Origin of the sequence: Streptomyces sp. CB02058 (assembly GCF_001905505.1) — a bacterium.
Classification (GTDB): Bacteria; Actinomycetota; Actinomycetes; order Streptomycetales; family Streptomycetaceae; genus Streptomyces.
In genome coordinates, this window is record NZ_LIPG01000006.1 from 20559 (window position 1) to 39339 (window position 18781).

The 18781-nt window shown below is 71.5% G+C and carries 15 protein-coding genes; 13 read left to right on the forward strand and 2 right to left on the reverse strand.

Annotation, left to right across the window (positions count from 1 at the left end; all coding sequences use genetic code 11):
- Positions 1–36: 36 nt before the first annotated feature.
- Entirely contained in the window at positions 37–1434 is a 1398-nt protein-coding gene (locus AMK10_RS28220) for an FAD-binding oxidoreductase (RefSeq protein WP_073751104.1), read from the reverse strand.
- 98 nt (positions 1435–1532) lie between these two features.
- Positions 1533–3335, reverse strand: coding sequence for a glycoside hydrolase family 15 protein (locus tag AMK10_RS28225; protein WP_073751106.1), 1803 nt, complete (start codon positions 3333–3335; stop codon positions 1533–1535).
- Between the two features lie 437 nt (positions 3336–3772).
- Here AMK10_RS28225 and AMK10_RS28230 point away from each other — a divergent pair, with 437 nt between their 5' ends.
- The 13 genes from AMK10_RS28230 to AMK10_RS28290 all read left to right on the forward strand — a co-directional run bounded on the left by AMK10_RS28230 (position 3773) and on the right by AMK10_RS28290 (position 18679).
- Positions 3773–5443 carry a CTP synthase gene (locus AMK10_RS28230; RefSeq protein WP_073751108.1) on the forward strand — a complete coding sequence of 557 codons (1671 nt, stop codon included), beginning with the start codon at positions 3773–3775 and terminating at the stop codon, positions 5441–5443.
- A gap of 91 nt (positions 5444–5534) precedes the next feature.
- A complete protein-coding gene (locus AMK10_RS28235; RefSeq protein ID WP_073751110.1) occupies positions 5535–6161 on the forward strand; it encodes an NUDIX domain-containing protein in 627 nt (208 codons plus the stop codon).
- Positions 6162–6460: 299 nt separating this feature from the next.
- On the forward strand, positions 6461–8533 hold the full coding sequence (locus tag AMK10_RS28240; protein ID WP_073751112.1) for a tetratricopeptide repeat protein: 2073 nt from the start codon (positions 6461–6463) through the stop codon (positions 8531–8533).
- Between the two features lie 144 nt (positions 8534–8677).
- Positions 8678–9793 carry an alanine dehydrogenase gene (gene ald, locus AMK10_RS28245; RefSeq protein WP_073751960.1) on the forward strand — a complete coding sequence of 372 codons (1116 nt, stop codon included), beginning with the start codon at positions 8678–8680 and terminating at the stop codon, positions 9791–9793.
- A gap of 358 nt (positions 9794–10151) precedes the next feature.
- The gene (locus AMK10_RS28250; RefSeq protein ID WP_073751114.1) at positions 10152–11270 is read left to right on the forward strand and encodes a ParA family protein; all 1119 of its coding nucleotides are present in this window, start codon (positions 10152–10154) and stop codon (positions 11268–11270) included.
- Positions 11255–11842: a hypothetical protein gene (locus AMK10_RS28255; RefSeq protein ID WP_079180900.1), complete on the forward strand. Its 588-nt coding sequence runs from the start codon at positions 11255–11257 to the stop codon at positions 11840–11842. Before AMK10_RS28250 ends, AMK10_RS28255 begins: the two co-directional genes overlap by 16 nt.
- A gap of 102 nt (positions 11843–11944) precedes the next feature.
- Complete coding sequence (locus tag AMK10_RS28260; protein ID WP_198959812.1) at positions 11945–13204, forward strand: segregation and condensation protein A; 1260 nt, start codon at positions 11945–11947, stop codon at positions 13202–13204.
- Positions 13201–13851 (forward strand): SMC-Scp complex subunit ScpB, encoded by a 651-nt coding sequence (scpB, locus tag AMK10_RS28265; protein ID WP_073751120.1) that lies wholly within the window; start codon positions 13201–13203, stop codon positions 13849–13851. The genes AMK10_RS28260 and scpB overlap by 4 nt, the downstream gene beginning before the upstream one ends.
- Positions 13851–15062 carry a pseudouridine synthase gene (locus AMK10_RS28270; protein WP_073751122.1) on the forward strand — a complete coding sequence of 404 codons (1212 nt, stop codon included), beginning with the start codon at positions 13851–13853 and terminating at the stop codon, positions 15060–15062. Before scpB ends, AMK10_RS28270 begins: the two co-directional genes overlap by 1 nt.
- A 128-nt stretch (positions 15063–15190) precedes the next feature.
- Complete coding sequence (gene pnuC, locus AMK10_RS28275; RefSeq protein ID WP_073751124.1) at positions 15191–15844, forward strand: nicotinamide riboside transporter PnuC; 654 nt, start codon at positions 15191–15193, stop codon at positions 15842–15844.
- Positions 15841–16920: an AAA family ATPase gene (locus AMK10_RS28280; RefSeq protein ID WP_073751126.1), complete on the forward strand. Its 1080-nt coding sequence runs from the start codon at positions 15841–15843 to the stop codon at positions 16918–16920. Before pnuC ends, AMK10_RS28280 begins: the two co-directional genes overlap by 4 nt.
- Positions 16917–17660: an NUDIX hydrolase gene (locus AMK10_RS28285; RefSeq protein ID WP_073751128.1), complete on the forward strand. Its 744-nt coding sequence runs from the start codon at positions 16917–16919 to the stop codon at positions 17658–17660. The genes AMK10_RS28280 and AMK10_RS28285 overlap by 4 nt, the downstream gene beginning before the upstream one ends.
- The gene (locus AMK10_RS28290) at positions 17657–18679 is read left to right on the forward strand and encodes an ADP-ribosylglycohydrolase family protein (protein ID WP_073751130.1); all 1023 of its coding nucleotides are present in this window, start codon (positions 17657–17659) and stop codon (positions 18677–18679) included. Before AMK10_RS28285 ends, AMK10_RS28290 begins: the two co-directional genes overlap by 4 nt.
- The last annotated feature ends 102 nt before the right edge of the window (positions 18680–18781 follow it).

An 18781-nucleotide genomic window follows, 5' to 3' on the forward strand; every position in this document is an offset into this window, starting at 1 on the left:
CCCTGGCCAGGAAGCTACCGGGCGGGGACCGGCGCGTCACACCAGGGCCACCGCCGGCCTGATGTTGTGGTTCAGGTGGAAGACGTTGTCGGGGTCGTACCGGGCCTTCACGCGGGACAGCCGCTCGTAGGCCTGCTCACCGAAGCCGGCGACGACCCGCTCCTGGCCCTCCCGCCCGATGAAGTTGAGGTAGACGTCCCCGCTGGCCCACGGCATCGCGGCGGAGCGCACCCCGCGCACCCACTCCTTGACCCGCTCGTCGTCGGCCGCGTCCTCCCAGACGCCGAAGGGGTGCACGGCCCAGGGGGAGGAACGCCAGGGCAGCGGATAGTCCGACGGGCCGCGCGCCACCGCGCCGCCCATCGGGAACAGCACGTGCTGCGTGCCGGTGGGCACCGGCATCGTGGCCGCAGCGGCGCAGTAGGCGGCCGCCGCCTCGTCGGGGAAGCCGTTCAGATACTCCGCCGACCAGTAGTTCCGCATCCCGGGCGGGTCGTCGAGCAGGCACTGCAGATCCGCGTACGGGATCTCGTCGATCACTTCCGCCTCGTGCTCCAGCGCCAGCACCGGTGCCATCACGTCACGCAGCTCCGCCAGGGTGCCCGCGAACGTGAACAGCATCCCGAGCGCGAGCTTCCCCACCATGGGCTCGGGCACCCACTCCTCCGGCGGGCCGGTGAGGTAGATGCAGCCGCCACCCGTCTCGTCGGGGGCGGACTCCATGACGTCCCGGTAGGTGCGGACCGCCTCGGGGCCGTTCTCCGGGCGGAAGAGGAGCAGCGCCATGCTCATCGTGGGCAGCTCGTGGAGCCGCAGCGTCAGCGAGGTGACCACCCCGAAATTGCCGCCGCCGCCGTGCAGGGCCCAGAAGAGCTCGGGATTCTCCTCCGCGCTCGTGCGCACGGTGCCGCCGTCCGCCGTCACCAGATCGGCGGCCAGCAGGTTGTCGCAGGCCAGCCCCCACTTGCGCTCCAGCCAGCCCGACCCGCCGCCCAGCGTGAAGCCGCCGACGCCGGTGGTGGAGACCCGCCCGCCCGTGGTCGCCAGGGCGTACGGCTGGGTGGCCCGGTCGAGATCGCTCATGGTGGCGCCCCCGCCGACGCGGGCCGACCGGGCGTCCCGGTCGACGCCCACCGTGTGCATCCGGCGCAGGTCGATGACCACACCGCCCTCGCTCAGGGCCATGCCCGCCACGCTGTGACCCCCGCCGCGCACGGCGACCTCGAGGTCGTGGTCCCGGGCGAGACGCAGAGCCCGCGCGACATCCGCCTCGGTGGCGCACTGGGCCACCACCGCGGGTCTGCGGTCGATCATGCCGTTGAAGACGGTCCGGGCCTCGTCGTAACCCGGGTCGCCGGGTGTGTGGACCTCACCGGCGAAATCACTACGGAGGCCGGTCAGAGCGGCGTCCGTCAAAGGTGTACGGGGCGTCATGCGGTGCCCCCTTCGCAGGGCGTGACAGGACCCTCCCATCGTAGGCCCGGCCGACGGTATCGGCCGTTCCGCGGGGAGGGTCCCGTCACGGTCCCGGGTCAGCCGACGTACGCCCCGCTGGCCGTCAGCCGCAGCGCGGTGTCGATGAGCGGCACATGGCTGAACGCCTGCGGGAAGTTGCCCACCTGGCGCTGGAGCCGGGAGTCCCACTCCTCGGCCAGCAGCCCGAGGTCGTTGCGCAGGGACAGCAGCTTCTCGAAGAGCCTGCGGGCCTCGTCGACCCGGCCGATCATCGCCAGGTCGTCGGCCAGCCAGAACGAGCAGGCGAGGAACGCGCCCTCGTCGCCCTCCAGGCCGTCCACACCCGCGTCGTCGCCCTCGGTGGGGTAGCGCAGGACGAAGCCGTCCTCCGTGGACAGTTCCCGCTGGATCGCCTCGATCGTGCCGATGACCCGCTTGTCGTCCGGCGGCAGGAAGCCCATCTGCGGGATCAGCAGCAGCGACGCGTCCAGCTCCTTGGAGCCGTAGGACTGCGTGAAGGTGTTGCGCTCCGGGTCGTAGCCCCGCTCGCAGACATCGCGGTGGATGTCGTCCCGCAGCTCGTACCACCGCTCCAGCGGGCCGTCCGTGTCGCCGGACTCGATCAGCTTGATCGTGCGGTCCACCGCGACCCAGGCCATGACCTTGGAGTGCACGAAGTGCCGGCGCGGCCCGCGCACCTCCCAGATGCCCTCGTCCGGCTCGTCCCAGTGCTTCTCCAGGTAGCTGATCAGCTTGAGCTGGAGGCCCATGGCGTAGTCGTTGCGGGTCAGACCGGTCATGTGCGCCAGGTGCAGCGCCTCGGTGACCTCGCCGTAGACGTCGAGCTGGAGCTGGTTCGCCGCGCCGTTGCCGACCCGGACAGGGCCGGAGTTCTCGTAGCCGGGCAGCCAGTCCAGCTCCGCCTCGCCGAGCTCCCGCTCACCGGCGATGCCGTACATGATCTGCAGGTTCTCCGGGTCGCCCGCGACCGCCCGCAGCAGCCACTCGCGCCACGCGCGGGCCTCCTCGCGGTATCCCGTGCGCAGCAGCGACGAGAGGGTGATCGCCGCGTCGCGCAGCCAGGTGTAGCGGTAGTCCCAGTTCCGCGAACCGCCGATGTCCTCCGGGAGCGAGGTCGTCGGGGCGGCCACGATGCCGCCGGTCGGCGCGTAGGTGAGCGCCTTCAGGGTGATGAGCGAGCGGACGACGGCCTCACGGTAGGGGCCGTGGTACGTGCAGTGCTCGACCCACTCGCGCCAGAAGTTCTCCGTGGCCTCCAGGGAGTTCTCCGGCTCGGGCATGGCGGGCGGCTCGTGGTGCGAGGGCTGCCAGCTGATCGTGAACGCCACCCGGTCGCCCGGGGACACGGTGAAGTCGGAGTACGTGGTCAGATTCTGGCCGTACGTCTCCGCGTCGGTGTCCAGCCAGACCGAGTCGGGGCCGGCGACGGCGACCGTACGGCCGTCGACCTTGTGGACCCACGGGGTGACGCGTCCGTAGCTGAAACGCATCCGGAGCTCGGAGCGCATCGGAACCCGGCCGCTCACGCCTTCCACGATGCGGATGAGTTGCGGGGCCCCGTCACGCGGCGGCATGAAATCGGTCACGCGGACCGTGCCGCGGTCCGTGTCCCACTCCGACTCCAGGACGAGCGAGTCGCCGCGATAACGGCGCCGGTCGGCCGCCGGGGGCTCGGCGCCCTCGGGGCGGGCGGGACCGAGCCGCCAGAATCCGTGCTCCTCGGTGCCGAGAAGTCCGGCGAAAATCGCGTGCGAGTCGAAGCGGGGAAGGCACAGCCAGTCAGCTGTGCCGTCCCGGCAGACCAGGGCGGCGGTCTGCATGTCTCCGATGAGTGCGTAATCCTCGATGCGCCCGGCCACGTGCGTCTCCAGTCGAACGGCCATGTCGCCCCGCAGGGCGCTTACTGCTGGTCAAGGGGTCGTTGTAATAGAACCGACGAGCTCTTGCACGGGTGAGCGGGCTGGGGTGGAGCCGCTGGGCCGGCCAACTCGGCAGCGAGTGTCCGAGCAGGATACGACGCACCGTGGAGATCCGCGCGCCTGTCCACAAGTTGTCCGTCGCCCGTCCTCGGCGAATGGGTGGGACCTGTAAACGGTCGTGATGATCTTGTGTCGGGAGTGGACGGGGCATGGCCGGAAGCAGCCTCTCCTCGTCGCTGTTACCCTGGTAGCCCGTGGACCGGTGGTCGTCCCGACAGTGGACGAGGCCCCCGAACCGCAGCGACGGCGCCTCCGGAACTCCGGACGGCACGCCGGCACGCACCTCACGATCGCGACCACGGGAGCCCCCTTTGGCTATGCAGCCCACATCCACGACGACCAAGCACATCTTCGTCACCGGGGGTGTCGCCTCCTCCCTCGGCAAGGGTCTGACTGCCTCCAGCCTGGGTGCCCTGCTCAAGGCACGTGGCCTGCGGGTCACCATGCAGAAGCTCGACCCCTACCTGAACGTCGACCCCGGCACGATGAACCCCTTCCAGCACGGAGAGGTGTTCGTCACCAACGACGGCGCCGAGACCGACCTGGACATCGGCCACTACGAGCGCTTCCTCGACGTCGACCTCGACGGCTCGGCCAACGTCACGACCGGCCAGGTCTACTCGCAGGTCATCGCCAAGGAGCGGCGCGGCGAGTACCTCGGCGACACCGTCCAGGTCATCCCGCACATCACCAACGAGATCAAGCACCGCATCCGCCGCATGGCCACCGACGACGTGGACGTCGTCATCACCGAGGTCGGCGGCACCGTCGGCGACATCGAGTCGCTGCCCTTCCTGGAGACGGTCCGCCAGGTCCGTCACGAGGTCGGCCGCGACAACGTCTTCGTCGTGCACATCTCGCTGCTGCCCTACATCGGCCCCTCCGGCGAGCTGAAGACAAAGCCCACCCAGCACTCCGTCGCCGCCCTGCGGAACATCGGTATCCAGCCCGACGCCATCGTGCTGCGGGCCGACCGCGACGTCCCGACCGCCATCAAGCGCAAGATCTCGCTGATGTGCGACGTCGACGAGGCCGCCGTGGTGGCCTGCGTGGACGCCAAGTCGATCTACGACATCCCCAAGGTGCTGCACACCGAGGGCCTGGACGCCTACGTCGTGCGCAAGCTGGACCTGCCGTTCCGCGATGTCGACTGGACCACCTGGGACGACCTGCTGGACCGCGTCCACAACCCCGACCACGAGGTCACCGTCGCCCTGGTCGGCAAGTACATCGACCTGCCCGACGCCTACCTCTCGGTCACCGAGGCCATCCGGGCCGGCGGCTTCGCGAACAAGGCCCGCGTCAAGGTCAAGTGGGTCGCGTCCGACGACTGCAAGACCCCGGCCGGCGCGCAGAAGCAGCTCGGTGACGTCGACGCCGTCTGCATCCCCGGCGGCTTCGGCGAGCGCGGTGTGATCGGCAAGGTCGGCGCCATCCAGTACGCCCGCGAGAACAGGGTGCCGCTGCTCGGCCTCTGCCTGGGCCTCCAGTGCATCGTGATCGAGGCCGCGCGCAACCTCGCCGGGATCGCCGACGCCAACTCCACCGAGTTCGACGCCGCCACGGCCCACCCCGTCATCTCGACGATGGAGGAGCAGCTCGCGTACGTCGAGGGCGCGGGCGACCTGGGCGGCACCATGCGGCTCGGCATGTACCCGGCGAAGCTCGCCGAGGGCTCCCTGGTCCGCGAGGCCTACGCGGGCGAGCCGTACGTCGAGGAGCGCCACCGCCACCGCTACGAGGTGAACAACGGCTACCGCGCGGAGCTGGAGAAGAAGGCCGGTCTGGTCTTCTCCGGCACCTCCCCGGACAACAAGCTCGTCGAGTACGTCGAGTACCCGCGTGAGGCGCACCCCTACCTGGTGGCCACCCAGGCGCACCCGGAGCTGCGCTCCCGCCCGACCCGCCCGCACCCGCTCTTCGCCGGTCTGGTGAAGGCCGCCGTCGAGCGCAAGGTCGCCGCACAGGAGAAGGGCGCCGACGCGTAAGGCGCCGACGCGTGAAGCGATACGGTTGACCGGGGTACGCGTCCTTCAGGGACACGTACCCCGGTTTCTGTTTGTTCGTGGGAGGACGTACATGGGTTTCCAGGACACGCCCGAGGAGTGGCAGGTCACCGCGACGGTGACCCCCTTCACCGGTAACAAGACCAGCGTCCGCACCGACGACGTCGTGATGCCCGACGGAAGCGTCCACAGCCGCGACTACCAGGTCCACCCCGGGTCCGTCGCCGTGCTCGCCGTCGACGACGACGGCCGCGTCCTCGTCCTGCGGCAGTACCGCCACCCGGTGCGCCACAAGCTCTGGGAGATCCCGGCCGGACTGCTCGACATCCCCGGCGAGAACCCGCTGCACGCCGCACAGCGCGAGCTGTACGAGGAGGCCCACGTCAAGGCCGAGGACTGGCGGGTGCTGACCGACGTCTACACCACGCCCGGCGGCTGCGACGAGGCCGTGCGCATCTTCCTCGCGCGGGACCTCTCGGAGGCCGAGGGCGAGCGCTTCGCGGTCTCCGAGGAGGAGGCCGACATGGAGCAGGCCCGGGTGCCCCTGCAGGAGCTCGTCCGGGGCGTGCTCGCCGGTGACCTGCACAACAACTGCCTGGTCGTGGGCGTCCTCTCGCTCACCGCGGTGCTCGCGGGCGACGGGGTGGACTCGCTGCGCCCCGCCGAGGCGCCCTGGCCGGCCCGGCCGTTCGAGGCCTGACCCGGGGACGCCCCCCGGCCGCCGTCGGTCCGCTCCCTCGCGGGACGTGGCCGACGGGCCGGCCGTACGGGGAGGACCGCCGGCAGGGTCCGGCCGTACGGAGCCGATTCACTGATGGACCGTCACGGATGGCCGTACGGTCGCCCGTAGAACATCGGCAGATCGTACGAAACGCTGATCCTTTCGGGGGATCCGCCCGCCGCGCTCGGCCGTGATCGTCCGCACCACTGAACTACGCTCGAAAGGTCCCGCCCGGAGTTCCGGCGGGCAACCGCGTGCAGCGAAGTGGAGCGTGGCCCGTGACCGATCAGGCGGTGGACACCAACGGCCCGGCCGGAGCGGCGGGGACGGCGGGAGCCAAGGAACCGCCCGAGTCCACGCCACCCCGGTTCTTCGGCCGCGCACGCGAGCTGAAAGCCCTTCAGGAGGACATCGAGGGAGCGGGCCTGGACACCCTGGCCGGCCGCAAGGCGGCCCGTGCCAGGGTCCTGCTCATCGCGGGCAGGCCCGGATCCGGACGCACCGCCCTCGCCGCCGAACTCGCCCGCAGGCTCGCGGAACCCGGCGACTACCCCGACGGGGTGTTCCGTGTCTCGCTCACCGACCCGGGAGGCGAACGCGTCACCGGTGAACGCACCGCGCGCGAACTCCTGGACACACTCCGCGTCGCCGCCCCGCCGGGCGCCGACGAGGACGAGCTCTCCGAGATGGTCCGCGAGGCGTTCGCCGTACGCCGCGCCCTGATCCTGCTCGACGACGCCGTGGACGCCGAACAGGTCGATCCCCTGCTCCCCGACAACCCGGACTGCCTGGTCGTCGCCACCTCGACGGGCCCCCTCACCGGGATCTCCGGGGTCCGCCCGTGCACCATCGGCGGGCTCGACACGGGCGCCGCCGTGCAGCTGCTCGCCCACACCATCGGCCAGGTCCGCATCACCGTCGACCCCCGGACCGCCGAGACGCTCGCGGAGGAGTGCGGAGGGCTGCCCGCCGCACTGACCCTTGTCGCCGGATGGCTCGCGGCCCGCCCGGGCGCCTCCGTCGCCGACGTCACCAAGCAGCTGTGCGACCAGCAGGACGATCCCGAACAGCCCACCGGGGCAAGGCCGCTGGCCCGCGCCTTCCGTCTCGTCCACGACTCGCTGCCCGCGGTCGCCGCCCGGATACTGCGACTGCTCGCCCTGGCGCCCGCCGGACTCGCCGACGCCCACACCGCGTCCGCGCTGGCCGGGTGCTCCGTGTCCGCCGCCCAGACGACCCTGGACGACTTCGTCCGCTTCGGGCTGCTGCGGACCAACGGCGCCGCGCTCCCGCAGTACGAGGTGCCCGGCTGCCTCGCCCCCCTGGTGCGCGCCGTGCTGGAGGAGCGGGAACGCCCCGCCGAGATCCAGCTCGCACGGGCCAGGATGCTGGAGCGGACCGTGCGCCGGCTCCAGGCGTGCCGCGCGGTCACCGACCCCGAGGACTCCCCGGCCCGCCGCAGGCTCGCCGGGCTGCCGCGCTCGCTGCGCTTCCCCAACCCGGAGTCCGCCGCCGAGTGGCTGCGCATCCGTGAGCCCGCCCTGGTGGCCTCCGCCAGGCTCGCGGTGCGGGACGGCGGTCTGGACACCCTCGCCCGGCGGCTGGTCGCCGCGCTGGTCCGGGCCCTCGCCGTGCACCGGGGCACCGAGGACGCAGCTCCCGTGCTGTACGGGCTGCACGGGCTGGTCCTGGACGTGGCCGAGCGCCGCGACCTGCCCAGGGAGAAGGCCGCCGCGCTGCTCAATCTGGCCGATCTGGACGCCAGGACCGGCCGTACGCGCGAGGCGCTGGCCCGCTACAGGGCCGCGCTGGACGCCGGACGCGCGGCGAACGACCTCTACGCGACCGGCCGCGCGATGGAATCCGCAGGCGGCGCCTACGCGGAGCTGGGGGACTACAACCGGGCCTCCGACTGGTACGGCCGGGCCCTCGCCCAACGCCTCACGCAGGGGGAGCAGGCCGACGCGGCACGCCTGTACGGACGGCTCGGGGCCGTCCACACGTACACCGGGCGCTACGGCGAGGCGCTGCGCGAATGGCGGGCCGCGGCCGCCGGCCACCGCAGGCTCGGGGACCTGCCGGCCCAGGCGCGGGCGCTCAGCGAGGCCGCCCGTGTGCAGGAGTACGCGGGCCGGCCGCAGGAGTCGCTGCACACCTGCCGCGAGGCGGTCGACCTGGCGCGCAGGGCGGGTGACGTGCGTCTCCAGGCGGCGCTGGAGCTCAGACTCGCGGACACCCTGGACCGGCTCGGGGACCCCGCGGCGGCCCGGCTGCACCGCTCGGCGGCCGACAGATTGCTGGGCGAGGAGAGTCCAGCCTACGAAATCCGTAGTGCTTCGAACGAAACTTAATGCTTTGTAAGGCTAGACAGCGGGAAGCCCTTCATTAATGATGGTTCTGCCGCAGATCTCTGCGGTGTCTCCCTTTATGCTTGGTTCATACGGGTATGACCCGCTATGCCCCGGCGACCCTCTGAGTCAAGGACCGTGATCGACGTGAAGGTCGGCATCCCCCGCGAAGTCAAGAACAACGAGTTCCGGGTGGCGATCACCCCCGCCGGAGTGCATGAGCTCGTACGCCACGGCCACCAGGTCCTCGTCGAGCGGCACGCCGGTGAGGGATCGTCCATCCCGGACGAGGAGTACGTCGCCGCGGGCGCGAGCATCCTGCCCACCGCCGACGAGGTCTGGGCCGCCGCCGACCTGCTGCTCAAGGTCAAGGAGCCGGTCGCCGAGGAGTACCACCGCCTCCGCAAGGGCCAGACGCTCTTCACCTACCTGCACCTCGCCGCCTCCCGCGCGTGCACGGACGCCCTGCTCGCGTCGGGCACGACCGCCATCGCGTACGAGACCGTCGAGACCGCGAACCGCGCGCTGCCGCTGCTCGCCCCGATGTCCGAGGTCGCCGGCCGCCTCGCCCCGCAGGTCGGCGCGTACCACCTGATGCGCTCGGTCGGCGGGCGGGGTGTGCTCCCCGGTGGCGTCCCGGGCACGGGCTCGGCCAGGGCCGTCGTCATCGGCGGCGGTGTCTCCGGCTGGAACGCGACGCAGATCGCCGTCGGGCTCGGCTTCCACGTCACGCTGCTCGACAAGGACATCAACAAGCTCCGCGAGGCCGACAAGGTCTTCGGCACCAAGGTGCGCACGGTCGTCTCCAACGCCCTCGAGCTGGAGAAGGCCGTCGTCGAGGCCGACCTCGTCGTGGGCGCCGTGCTGATCCCCGGAGCGAAGGCCCCCAAGCTGGTCACCAACGAGCTCGTCGCCAAGATGAAGCCCGGAAGTGTTCTTGTCGACATTGCGATCGACCAGGGAGGCTGCTTCGAGGACTCGCATCCGACCACGCACGCCGAGCCGACCTTCACCGTCCACAACTCGGTCTTCTACTGTGTCGCGAACATGCCGGGCGCGGTGCCGAACACCTCCACCTACGCGCTCACGAACGCCACGCTGCCCTACATCCTGGAGCTCGCGAACCGGGGCTGGGCCGACGCCCTGCGCCGTGACGCCGCGCTGGCCAAGGGTCTCAACACCCATGACGGCCAGGTGGTTTACCGCGAGGTGGCCGAGGCGCACGGTCTCGACCACGTGGAACTGAGCACGCTTCTCGGCTGAGCGGTCAACCCCCTCCGTCAACCTCATGCGTCCGGCCGGACCTTGCCCAGCAAGGTCCGGCCGGACGCATGAGCGGCCCCGGCTCAACTCGCCGGAGACGTAACCCTCTACCCTTTTTGCACCCCGGCGAAAGGTGCGCCTCGGGCGCTCCGCACCCTTGACAGCGGGGTGTTCGATTGCCGACACATCGGGCCGGGTCCGGCGGATTGTGTTGCTGCGAACCGGTGACACGCCATAGAGTCGCCAATCGTCGGCATGGTGCCACGCTGACCTATCGATAAGTTTCCTGGTCACATCCAAGGAGGTAAGACGACTTGTGAATGAGTCGACAATTACTCCCGGGGGTGGTCAACCAGGGATGCCTGCACGGGGTCTGAGCCCGATCGGGCTCGAAGCTGTCGGCTCCGTCGCTGTCCGCACCTTCGCCACCCACCAGCACATGACGACAGCCCCCCAGATGATGGACGGCCTACACGTGAACGCCATGGCCGGCAACGAAAGTGGCCGAGAGACCGCCCACTTCGCCGACTTCGCCGAGGTGCCCGAGGGGCACTTCTACGACCCCGATGCCGAATACGAGCCCGATCCGGAGTACGCGGCCACCCTCGCGCCCGACGCCGCCCGTCAGCGCCGCGAGCGGATCGGCCCCACCGGCCGGCCCCTGCCGTACTTCCCGATTCCCGGTCCGCTGACCGATCACGGCCCCGCGAAGATCATCGCGATGTGCAACCAGAAGGGCGGCGTCGGCAAGACCACGTCGACCATCAACCTGGGCGCCGCACTCGCCGAGTACGGCCGACGCGTCCTGCTCGTCGACTTCGACCCGCAGGGAGCCCTGTCGGTCGGCCTCGGGGTCAACCCGATGGAGCTCGACCTCACCGTCTACAACCTGCTCATGGAGCGGGGCATGGCGGCGGACGAGGTCCTGCTGAAGACCGCGGTGCCCAACATGGACCTGCTCCCCAGCAACATCGACCTCTCGGCCGCCGAAGTGCAGCTGGTGAGCGAGGTGGCCCGGGAGTCGACGCTCCAGCGCGCCCTGAAGCCGCTGATGGCCGACTACGACTACATCGTGATCGACTGTCAGCCCTCGCTCGGTCTGCTCACGGTGAACGCCCTGACGGCGGCTCACAAGGTGATAGTCCCGCTCGAGTGCGAGTTCTTCGCGCTGCGCGGTGTGGCACTGCTCACCGAGACCATCGAGAAGGTCCAGGAGCGGCTCAACCCCGAGCTGGAGCTGGACGGCATCCTCGCCACCATGTACGACTCCCGCACGGTGCACAGCCGTGAGGTGCTCGCACGCGTCGTCGAGGCCTTCGACGACCACGTCTACCACACGGTCATCGGGCGCACCGTGCGCTTCCCGGAGACCACGGTCGCGGGTGAGCCCATCACCACGTACGCGTCCAACTCGGTCGGTGCCGCCGCCTATCGCCAGCTCGCCAGGGAGGTGCTCGCCCGGTGTCACGCCGAGTGAGTCTGCCGGGGGCCGACGAGCTGTTCCGTACCACCGGGGGCATGGGCCTGCAGGCCTCGTCCCCAGCCGAGAGGCGACGCAAGGCGAACGGTGAGGCACGGGTGCCCGCACCGACCGGGCCGAACGATCCGGCGGAGCAGGGCGGCGCACCCGGAGGCGGCGGTGAGACTCCCGCCGGGGCGTCCCGGGAGGAGCACGCCGCGGCGGACGCCGACGGCGGCGGCTCGCGCGGCCGCGCCGAGGGTGAGGAGCGCGGCGCGCCCGTCCCGCCCCGCACGGCACCGCCCCAGGAGGCGGCGGCCACCACCGTGCAGCCCCAGCGGGCACGCGGAGGAGGCCGGGGGGCCAACCGCCGGCCCAGCGGCCGGGAGCGGCACGACGAGAAGATCACCGTCTATGTCTCGGCCGAGGAACTGATGGACCTCGAACACGCGCGGCTCGTGCTGCGCGGCGAGCACGGTCTGGCCGTGGACCGTGGGCGCATCGTCCGTGAGGCGGTCGCCGTGGTGCTCGCCGACCTGGAGTCGCGGGGCGACGCGAGCATCCTCGTGCGGAGGCTGCGCGGCCGCTGAGCGGCGCGACGCCGGTAGCCTGCCGGGGGAGGGGAGCCGCCGAGGGCGGCCCCGCCCCAGGGCCACCGCCCGATTCCCCGCCGGACCTCTGGACCCCAGCACATGCCGACTGCCGACGACCCGCCCCGCCCGACCCGCCGTGCTCTCGGCCGGGGGCCGGGGATACGGCCGGCGAAGGCCCCCGTGGACGCCGGGACGCCTGCGGGCCCGCCCCGGGCACCCGCGGACCTCCATGGGGCCCCTGCGGCCCTCCAGAAGGCCTCCGAGGGCCTCGCGGCCCCTGCGGCTCCCCAGGAGGCCCCTGAGGGCCCCACGGCCCCTGCGGACCTCCACGACGGCTCCGCGGGCCCTGCCGGCGCCGCTGCGGCTGCCGCGGACCCCGTGGCACCTGCCGGCCCCTCCGCGCCGTGCGTGGATCCGCCCTCCGGACCTCCTGCGGCCACTGAGGTCCCCGGGGCCCCCGAGGCCCAGGCGGACGCTCCGGGCGCGGTCGGGAGCGCGCCCGGAGAGAACGACGGGGCCGGTGAGGCGTCCGCCGTTCCCGAGGCCGGTGACGACCGCCGTTTCACCGTGCGGCTGGTCAACTTTGAAGGCCCCTTCGACCTCCTCCTCCAGCTGATCTCCAAGCACAAGCTCGATGTGACCGAGGTCGCGCTCTCGAAGGTCACCGACGAGTTCATGGCCCACATCCGTGCCATGGGGCCCGACTGGGACCTCGACCAGACCACCGAGTTCCTCGTCGTCGCCGCGACCCTGCTCGACCTGAAGGCCGCCAGGCTGCTCCCCACCGCCGAGGTGGAGGACGAGGCCGACCTCGCCCTCCTGGAGGCGCGGGACCTGCTCTTCGCGCGGCTGCTCCAGTACCGCGCGTACAAGCGGATCGCCGAGATCTTCAGCGACCGCCTGGAGTCCGAGTCCCGCCGCCACCCCCGCACCGTCGGCCTGGAGCCCCAGTACGCCGAGCTGCTGCCCGAGGTCGTGATCAGCATCGGCCCCGAGGGCTTCGCCCGGCTCGCGGTGAAGGCGATGCAGCCGAAGCCGAAGCCGCAGGTGTACGTCGACCACATCCACGCGCCGCTGGTCAGCGTGCGCGAGCAGGCCGGGATCGTCGTGTCCCGGCTGCGCGCGGAGGGCGCGATCAGCTTCCGGGAGCTCACCGAGGACGCGGCGGACACCCTCACGGTCGTGGCCCGGTTCCTGGCGCTCCTGGAGCTCTACCGGGAGAAGGCGGTCGCCCTCGACCAGGAGGAGGCGCTCGGCGAGCTGATGGTCCGCTGGGCTGGGGGAGAGGGAGCCGAACCGCTGGTCACGGACGAGTTCGACCAAGAGGTGCACGAGGCGGAGGAGGACGTACGGGAATGAGCACGGACGACGACGGGCGCGAGGGCACGGTGGCCGGGCTCGACCTCAAGCCCGCCCTGGAGGCGGTCCTCATGGTCGTGGACGAGCCCGCCACCGAGGAACACCTCGCCAAGGTCCTCCAGCGCCCGCGCCGGGCCGTGGCGGACGCGCTGCGGGAGCTGGCCGACGAGTACACCGTCCAGCGTCGCGGGTTCGACCTCAGGCTCGTCGCCGGGGGCTGGCGCTTCTACACCCGCCCGGAGTACGCGCCGGCCGTCGAGGGCTTCGTCCTGGACGGCCAGCACGCCCGGCTCACCCAGGCCGCGCTGGAGACCCTCGCGGTGGTCGCGTACCGCCAGCCGGTGAGCCGGTCGAGGGTCTCGGCGGTACGCGGAGTGAACTGCGACGGCGTCATGCGGACCCTGCTCCAGAGGGGTCTCGTCGAGGAGGCGGGCGCGGAACCCGAAACAGGTGCGATCCTGTACAGGACGACGAACTACTTTCTGGAGCGCATGGGCCTGCGAGGCCTGGACGAGCTCCCGGAGCTCGCGCCCTTCCTCCCGGAGGCGGACGCGATCGAGGCTGAGACGCTAGAGGGTGTGCCGTCGTTCGATCCGGACGCACCGGACACCCCGGATACTCACGCAGACGACAAGACGGATTTTTGATGCGAAGCAGTGGCAGGAACAGCGGAAGCGGCAGCGGCGGCAGCAGGAGCGGCGGCAACAGCGGCGGCGGCCGGAGCGGTGGCGGCAGCCGGAGCGGCGGCAACAGCGGTGGCGGCGGCTGGAGCGGCAACAGGAACAACGCCGGCACCGGCAGGAACAGCAACCCGAACCCCCGGGTCTCCCGCTCCGAGCGTGACGACAAGCAGCAGGAGCAGCGCCCCCGCCGGCCCCGCCCCGAGGAGCGCCGCTACGACGTGGGCTCCGACAGGCCCGGCGGCGACGGCGGTCCCCGCAAGGGCCGCGGTGCCGCGGCGCGCGGCGGCGCCAAGGGCGGTCCGAAGCCCGCACAGAACGTGAGCAAGGGCGGCCGTCGCCAGGGCGCCCCCAGCCGCCCGCGCGAGCTCGACGCCAAGATCGAGCAGCGCAACCGCGACCGTTACGCGGACAAGCCCGAGATCAGGACGCCCAAGACGCACCCGGGCGCCGAGCAGGAGGGTGAGCGTCTGCAGAAGATCCTCGCCCGTGCCGGCATGGGCTCCCGCCGGGCGTGCGAGGAGCTGATCGAGCAGGCCAGGGTCGAGGTCAACGGCGAGATCGTCCTGGAGCAGGGCATGCGCGTCGACCCGCAGCACGACGAGATCAAGGTCGACGGCCTGACGGTCGCCACCCAGTCGTACCTCTTCTTCGCGCTGAACAAGCCGGCCGGTGTCGTCTCCACCATGGGGGACCCGGACGGCCGCCAGAACCTCGGTGACTACGTCACCAACCGCGAGACCCGCTTGTTCCACGTGGGGCGCCTCGACACCGAGACCGAGGGCATCATCCTGCTCACCAACCACGGCGAGCTGGCCCACCGTCTCACGCACCCCAAGTACGGCGTGAAGAAGACCTACCTGGCCGCCATCCAGGGCCCGCTGCCGCGTGACCTCGGCAAGCGCCTCAAGGACGGCATCCAGCTGGAGGACGGCTACGCCCGCGCCGACCACTTCCGGGTCGTCGAGAACACCGGCAAGAACTACCTCGTCGAGGTCACCCTCCACGAGGGCCGCAAGCACATCGTCCGCCGGATGCTGGCCGAGGCCGGCTTCCCGGTCGAGCGGCTCGTGCGGACGTCCTTCGGCCCGATCCCGCTGGGCGACCAGAAGTCCGGCTGGCTGCGCCGCCTGACCAACACGGAGGTCGGCATGCTGATGCGCGAGGTCGGCCTGTAGCCGCCCGATCCCGAACGGCCCGCGGCCGGTTCCTCGTTCATTTTTCCGAACGGGAACCGGCCGCGGGCCTTTTGCCGCCGCCGTTCCTTCTTTATAGTCAGAGTGACCATAAAGAAGGAGGTGGCGGCGTGTCGCTCGCGGACATACTCGAACCCCTGCAACAGCCCCTGGTGACGGTCCTGGGCACCCCGGTCAGCTGGACCGAGGTGCTCGGCTTCGGCAGCGGTGCGCTGTGCGTCTGGCTCGTGGCCCGCCAGCACCTCGCCAACTGGCTGATCGGCATCGCCAACAACCTGTTCTTCATCCTGCTGTTCACCCAGTCCGGTCTGTACGCCGACGCCGGCCTGCAGATCGTCTTCATCGCCCTCGCCGCGTACGGCTGGTGGACCTGGACCCACGGGGGTGGACCAGGTGCATCCGTCCTGCCGGTGCGCAGCACGAGCCGCACCGAATGGACCTGGCTGCTCGCGGCGGGGGCGGCGGGGACACTCCTCCTCACGCTCCTGCTGTCCCGGGCCACGGACTCGACCGTGCCGTTCTGGGACGCCCTGACCACCTCGCTGTCCCTCATGGCGACGTACGGGCAGTGCCGCAAGCGCGTCGAGTCCTGGTGGCTGTGGATCGCCGCCGACGTGGTCTACATCCCGCTGTACGCGTACAAGGAGCTCTACCTCACCTCCCTGCTCTACCTGGGATTCCTCACGCTCTGCCTCATCGGGCTGCGCGGCTGGAGCCGGGACCTCGCCGCGGACCGCCGCGAGGGCGTGGTGGTGCCGGTATGAAGCGCCACGGGCACGGTCTGGTCCTCGGCAAGTTCTATCCGCCGCACGCGGGGCACCACCATCTCGTCCGCACCGCCACGGACCGCTGCGAGCGGGTCACCGTCCTGGTCTGCGCCGCGTCCGTCGAATCCGTCCCGCTCGCCGACCGGGTCGCCTGGATGCGTGAAGTGCACCCGGACGTAAGGGTGGTGGGCGCCGTCGACGACATCCCGATGGACCTGGAGGACCCGGCCGTCTGGGACGCGCACATGGCCGTCTTCACCTCGGCCGTCCCCGGACGCGTCGACGCCGTCTTCACCTCGGAGGAGTACGGCGACGAACTCGCCCGCCGCTTCGGCGCGGAGCCCGTCCTCGTCGACCCCGCCCGCACCGTCTTCCCCGTCTCCGGCACCGCCGTCCGGGCAGACCCCGCCGGCTGCTGGGACTTCCTCGAACCACCGGTCCGGGCCGCGCTGACCCGCCGCGTCGTCGTGCTCGGCGCCGAGTCCACCGGCACCACGACCCTGGCCCGCGCCCTGGCCGCGCACTACCGCCGGCGCGGCGGAGTGTGGGCGCGGACGCTGTGCGTCGACGAGTACGGGCGGGAGTTCAGCGAGTCGAAGCTCGCCGCCCTGCGCAGGCGATGGCCGGGCGCCCAGTGGGAGGACGTCGGCTTCACCACCGACGACTTCCCGCTCATCGCCGAGACCCAGAACGCCAGGGAGGACGCCGCCGCACGGGTCGGCTCCCCGGTGCTCTTCTGCGACACCGACTCCTTCGCCACCACCGTCTGGCACGAGCGCTACATCGGCGGACGCAACCCCCTCGTGGAGAAGACGGCCGACCGCAACACCCACCATCTCTGGCTGCTCACCGACCACGAGGGCGTCGCCTTCGAGGACGACGGACTGCGGGACGGCGAGGAACTGAGGCCCTGGATGACCGGCCGCTTCCGCGCCGAACTCACCCGTACAGGACGCGGGTTCATCGAGATCACCGGTTCCCGCGACGAGCGCCTCGCCACGGCCGTCGACGCCGTCGACGGACTGCTCGCCGCCGGATGGCACTTCACCGCACCCCTGCCGGAGCGCCGATGAGCACCGTCCCCGAGGGCTACGACCCGCACGCCTTCACCCCGTTCGCCGTCACCGTCGACCTGGCCGTCTTCACCGTCCGCGAGAGCAGGCTCCACGTCCTGCTCGTGGAGCGCGGCGAGGACCCGTACAAGGGCAGCTGGGCGCTCCCGGGCGGTTTCGTGCTGCCCCGCGAGTCCGCCGAGGAGGCGGCCCGCCGCGAGCTCGCCGAGGAGACCGGCCTCACCCAGAACACGGTCTGCGCCTTCCACCTCGAACAGCTGCGCACCTACAGCGATCCGGACCGCGACCCCAGGATGCGGGTCGTCTCCGTCGCGTACGCCGCGCTCGTCCCCGATCTGCCGGAACCGCGAGGCGGCGGTGACGCGGCGCACGCCCGGTGGTGGGAGGCGGGCGGCACCGTGCCGCTGGCCTTCGACCACGACCGCATCCTGGCCGACGCCTACGACCGGATCGGAGCCAGGCTGGAGTACTCCTGCCTGGCCACGGCGTTCTGCCCGGCCGAATTCACCCTCGGCGAGCTCCAGCAGGTCTACGAGACCGTCTGGGGCGTCGAGCTCGACCGGCCCAACTTCAGGCGCAAGGTCCTCACCACGCCCGGCTTCGTGCAGGCCGTGGACGGACCGCCGCGCCGCACCGGCGGACGGGGCAAACCGGCCGCCCTCTACCGGGCGGGTGCCGCTACCGCCCTGCACCCACCACTCCTGCGCCCGGAAGGACGCCCGGAAGGACGGACATCATGATCCCGACAAGGATTCTCACGAAACAGGCGGCCACGGGCGCGCTGACCGGGCTGGCGCTCGGCGACGCGCTGGGCTTCCCCACCGAGTTCGACAACGTCCCGGCGATCCTCGCCAAGTGCGGGCCCTGGCGCCAGATGCGGCTGCCGAAGCCCGCCTTCGTCACCGACGACACCCAGATGACGCTCGCCCTGGGGCGCGGCATACGCACCGCGATGGACCGGGGGCTGCTCACCCCGCCGCGGCTGGTGCGCCCCGTCCGCGAGGAGTTCGTCGACTGGTACCACTCGCCCGACAACAACCGCGCCCCCGGCCGCACCTGCATGACCGCCTGCCGCCTGCTCGACAGTGAACGCCCCTGGCAGGAGGCCAGCCAGACCGGCTCCAAGGGATGCGGCGCCAACATGCGGGTCGCACCCGTCGGCCTCGTGCCGGGTCTCAGCGAGGAGCAGCGCGCCGGCGCCGCACAGCTCCAGGCCGCGCTGACCCACGGTCACCCCACCGCGCTGGCCGCCTCCGACCTGATGGCGCGCGCGGTGTACCTGCTGGCGCAGGGGGCCGAACCGATGGGCCTGGTCGGCCAGTTGCGCAGTTACGCCTACGAGAACAGCGACCGCTATCCGGAGCGCTGGCTGGGAGACCTCTGGCGCTACGCGGGCGACGCCTCCCCCGAGGCGTACATCCGGCGCGGCTGGGAGGAGTGCCTCACCGCCCTCGCCCGGGTCCAGGACGCCCTGCGGAATCCGTCCCCCGAGACCGACCCCTGCGAGACGACCGGCGACGGCTGGATCGCGGAGGAGGCCCTCGCCACAGCCCTGCACTGCTTCCTGCTCTTCCCCGAGGAACCCGTCACCGCCCTTCGCCGGGCCGCCTGCACCCGGGGCGACTCCGACTCGCTGGGCTGCCTGACGGGAGCACTGGCCGGAGCGCACCTGGGAGCGGACGCCTGGCCCAAGGAATGGTCGGAGCGCATCGAATACCGCAGCGACCTGCTGTCGCTGGCCGCGCTCTGGGACGCGTGACCGGCTCCCCCTCACGGAGCCCGGACGCGGACCTGCGGGGGGTCCACGTCCTGTCCGCGGAGGACCACGTCCGCGGGCGGCCGGGGGAGAGGGACGCGTACT

Excerpts from the sequence above, each read along its gene's own strand:
- AMK10_RS28290 (WP_073751130.1), top strand. The coding sequence starts at position 17,657 with ATGATCCCGACAAGGATTCTCACGAAACAGGCGGCCACGGGCGCGCTG.
- AMK10_RS28285 (WP_073751128.1), top strand. The coding sequence starts at position 16,917 with ATGAGCACCGTCCCCGAGGGCTACGACCCGCACGCCTTCACCCCGTTC.
- scpB (WP_073751120.1), top strand. The coding sequence starts at position 13,201 with ATGAGCACGGACGACGACGGGCGCGAGGGCACGGTGGCCGGGCTCGAC.
- AMK10_RS28270 (WP_073751122.1), top strand. The coding sequence starts at position 13,851 with ATGCGAAGCAGTGGCAGGAACAGCGGAAGCGGCAGCGGCGGCAGCAGG.
- AMK10_RS28235 (WP_073751110.1), top strand. The coding sequence starts at position 5,535 with ATGGGTTTCCAGGACACGCCCGAGGAGTGGCAGGTCACCGCGACGGTG.
- AMK10_RS28280 (WP_073751126.1), top strand. The coding sequence starts at position 15,841 with ATGAAGCGCCACGGGCACGGTCTGGTCCTCGGCAAGTTCTATCCGCCG.
- AMK10_RS28230 (WP_073751108.1), top strand. The coding sequence starts at position 3,773 with ATGCAGCCCACATCCACGACGACCAAGCACATCTTCGTCACCGGGGGT.
- AMK10_RS28220 (WP_073751104.1), bottom strand. The coding sequence starts at position 1,434 with ATGACGCCCCGTACACCTTTGACGGACGCCGCTCTGACCGGCCTCCGT.
- AMK10_RS28260 (WP_198959812.1), top strand. The coding sequence starts at position 11,945 with ATGCCGACTGCCGACGACCCGCCCCGCCCGACCCGCCGTGCTCTCGGC.
- AMK10_RS28250 (WP_073751114.1), top strand. The coding sequence starts at position 10,152 with ATGCCTGCACGGGGTCTGAGCCCGATCGGGCTCGAAGCTGTCGGCTCC.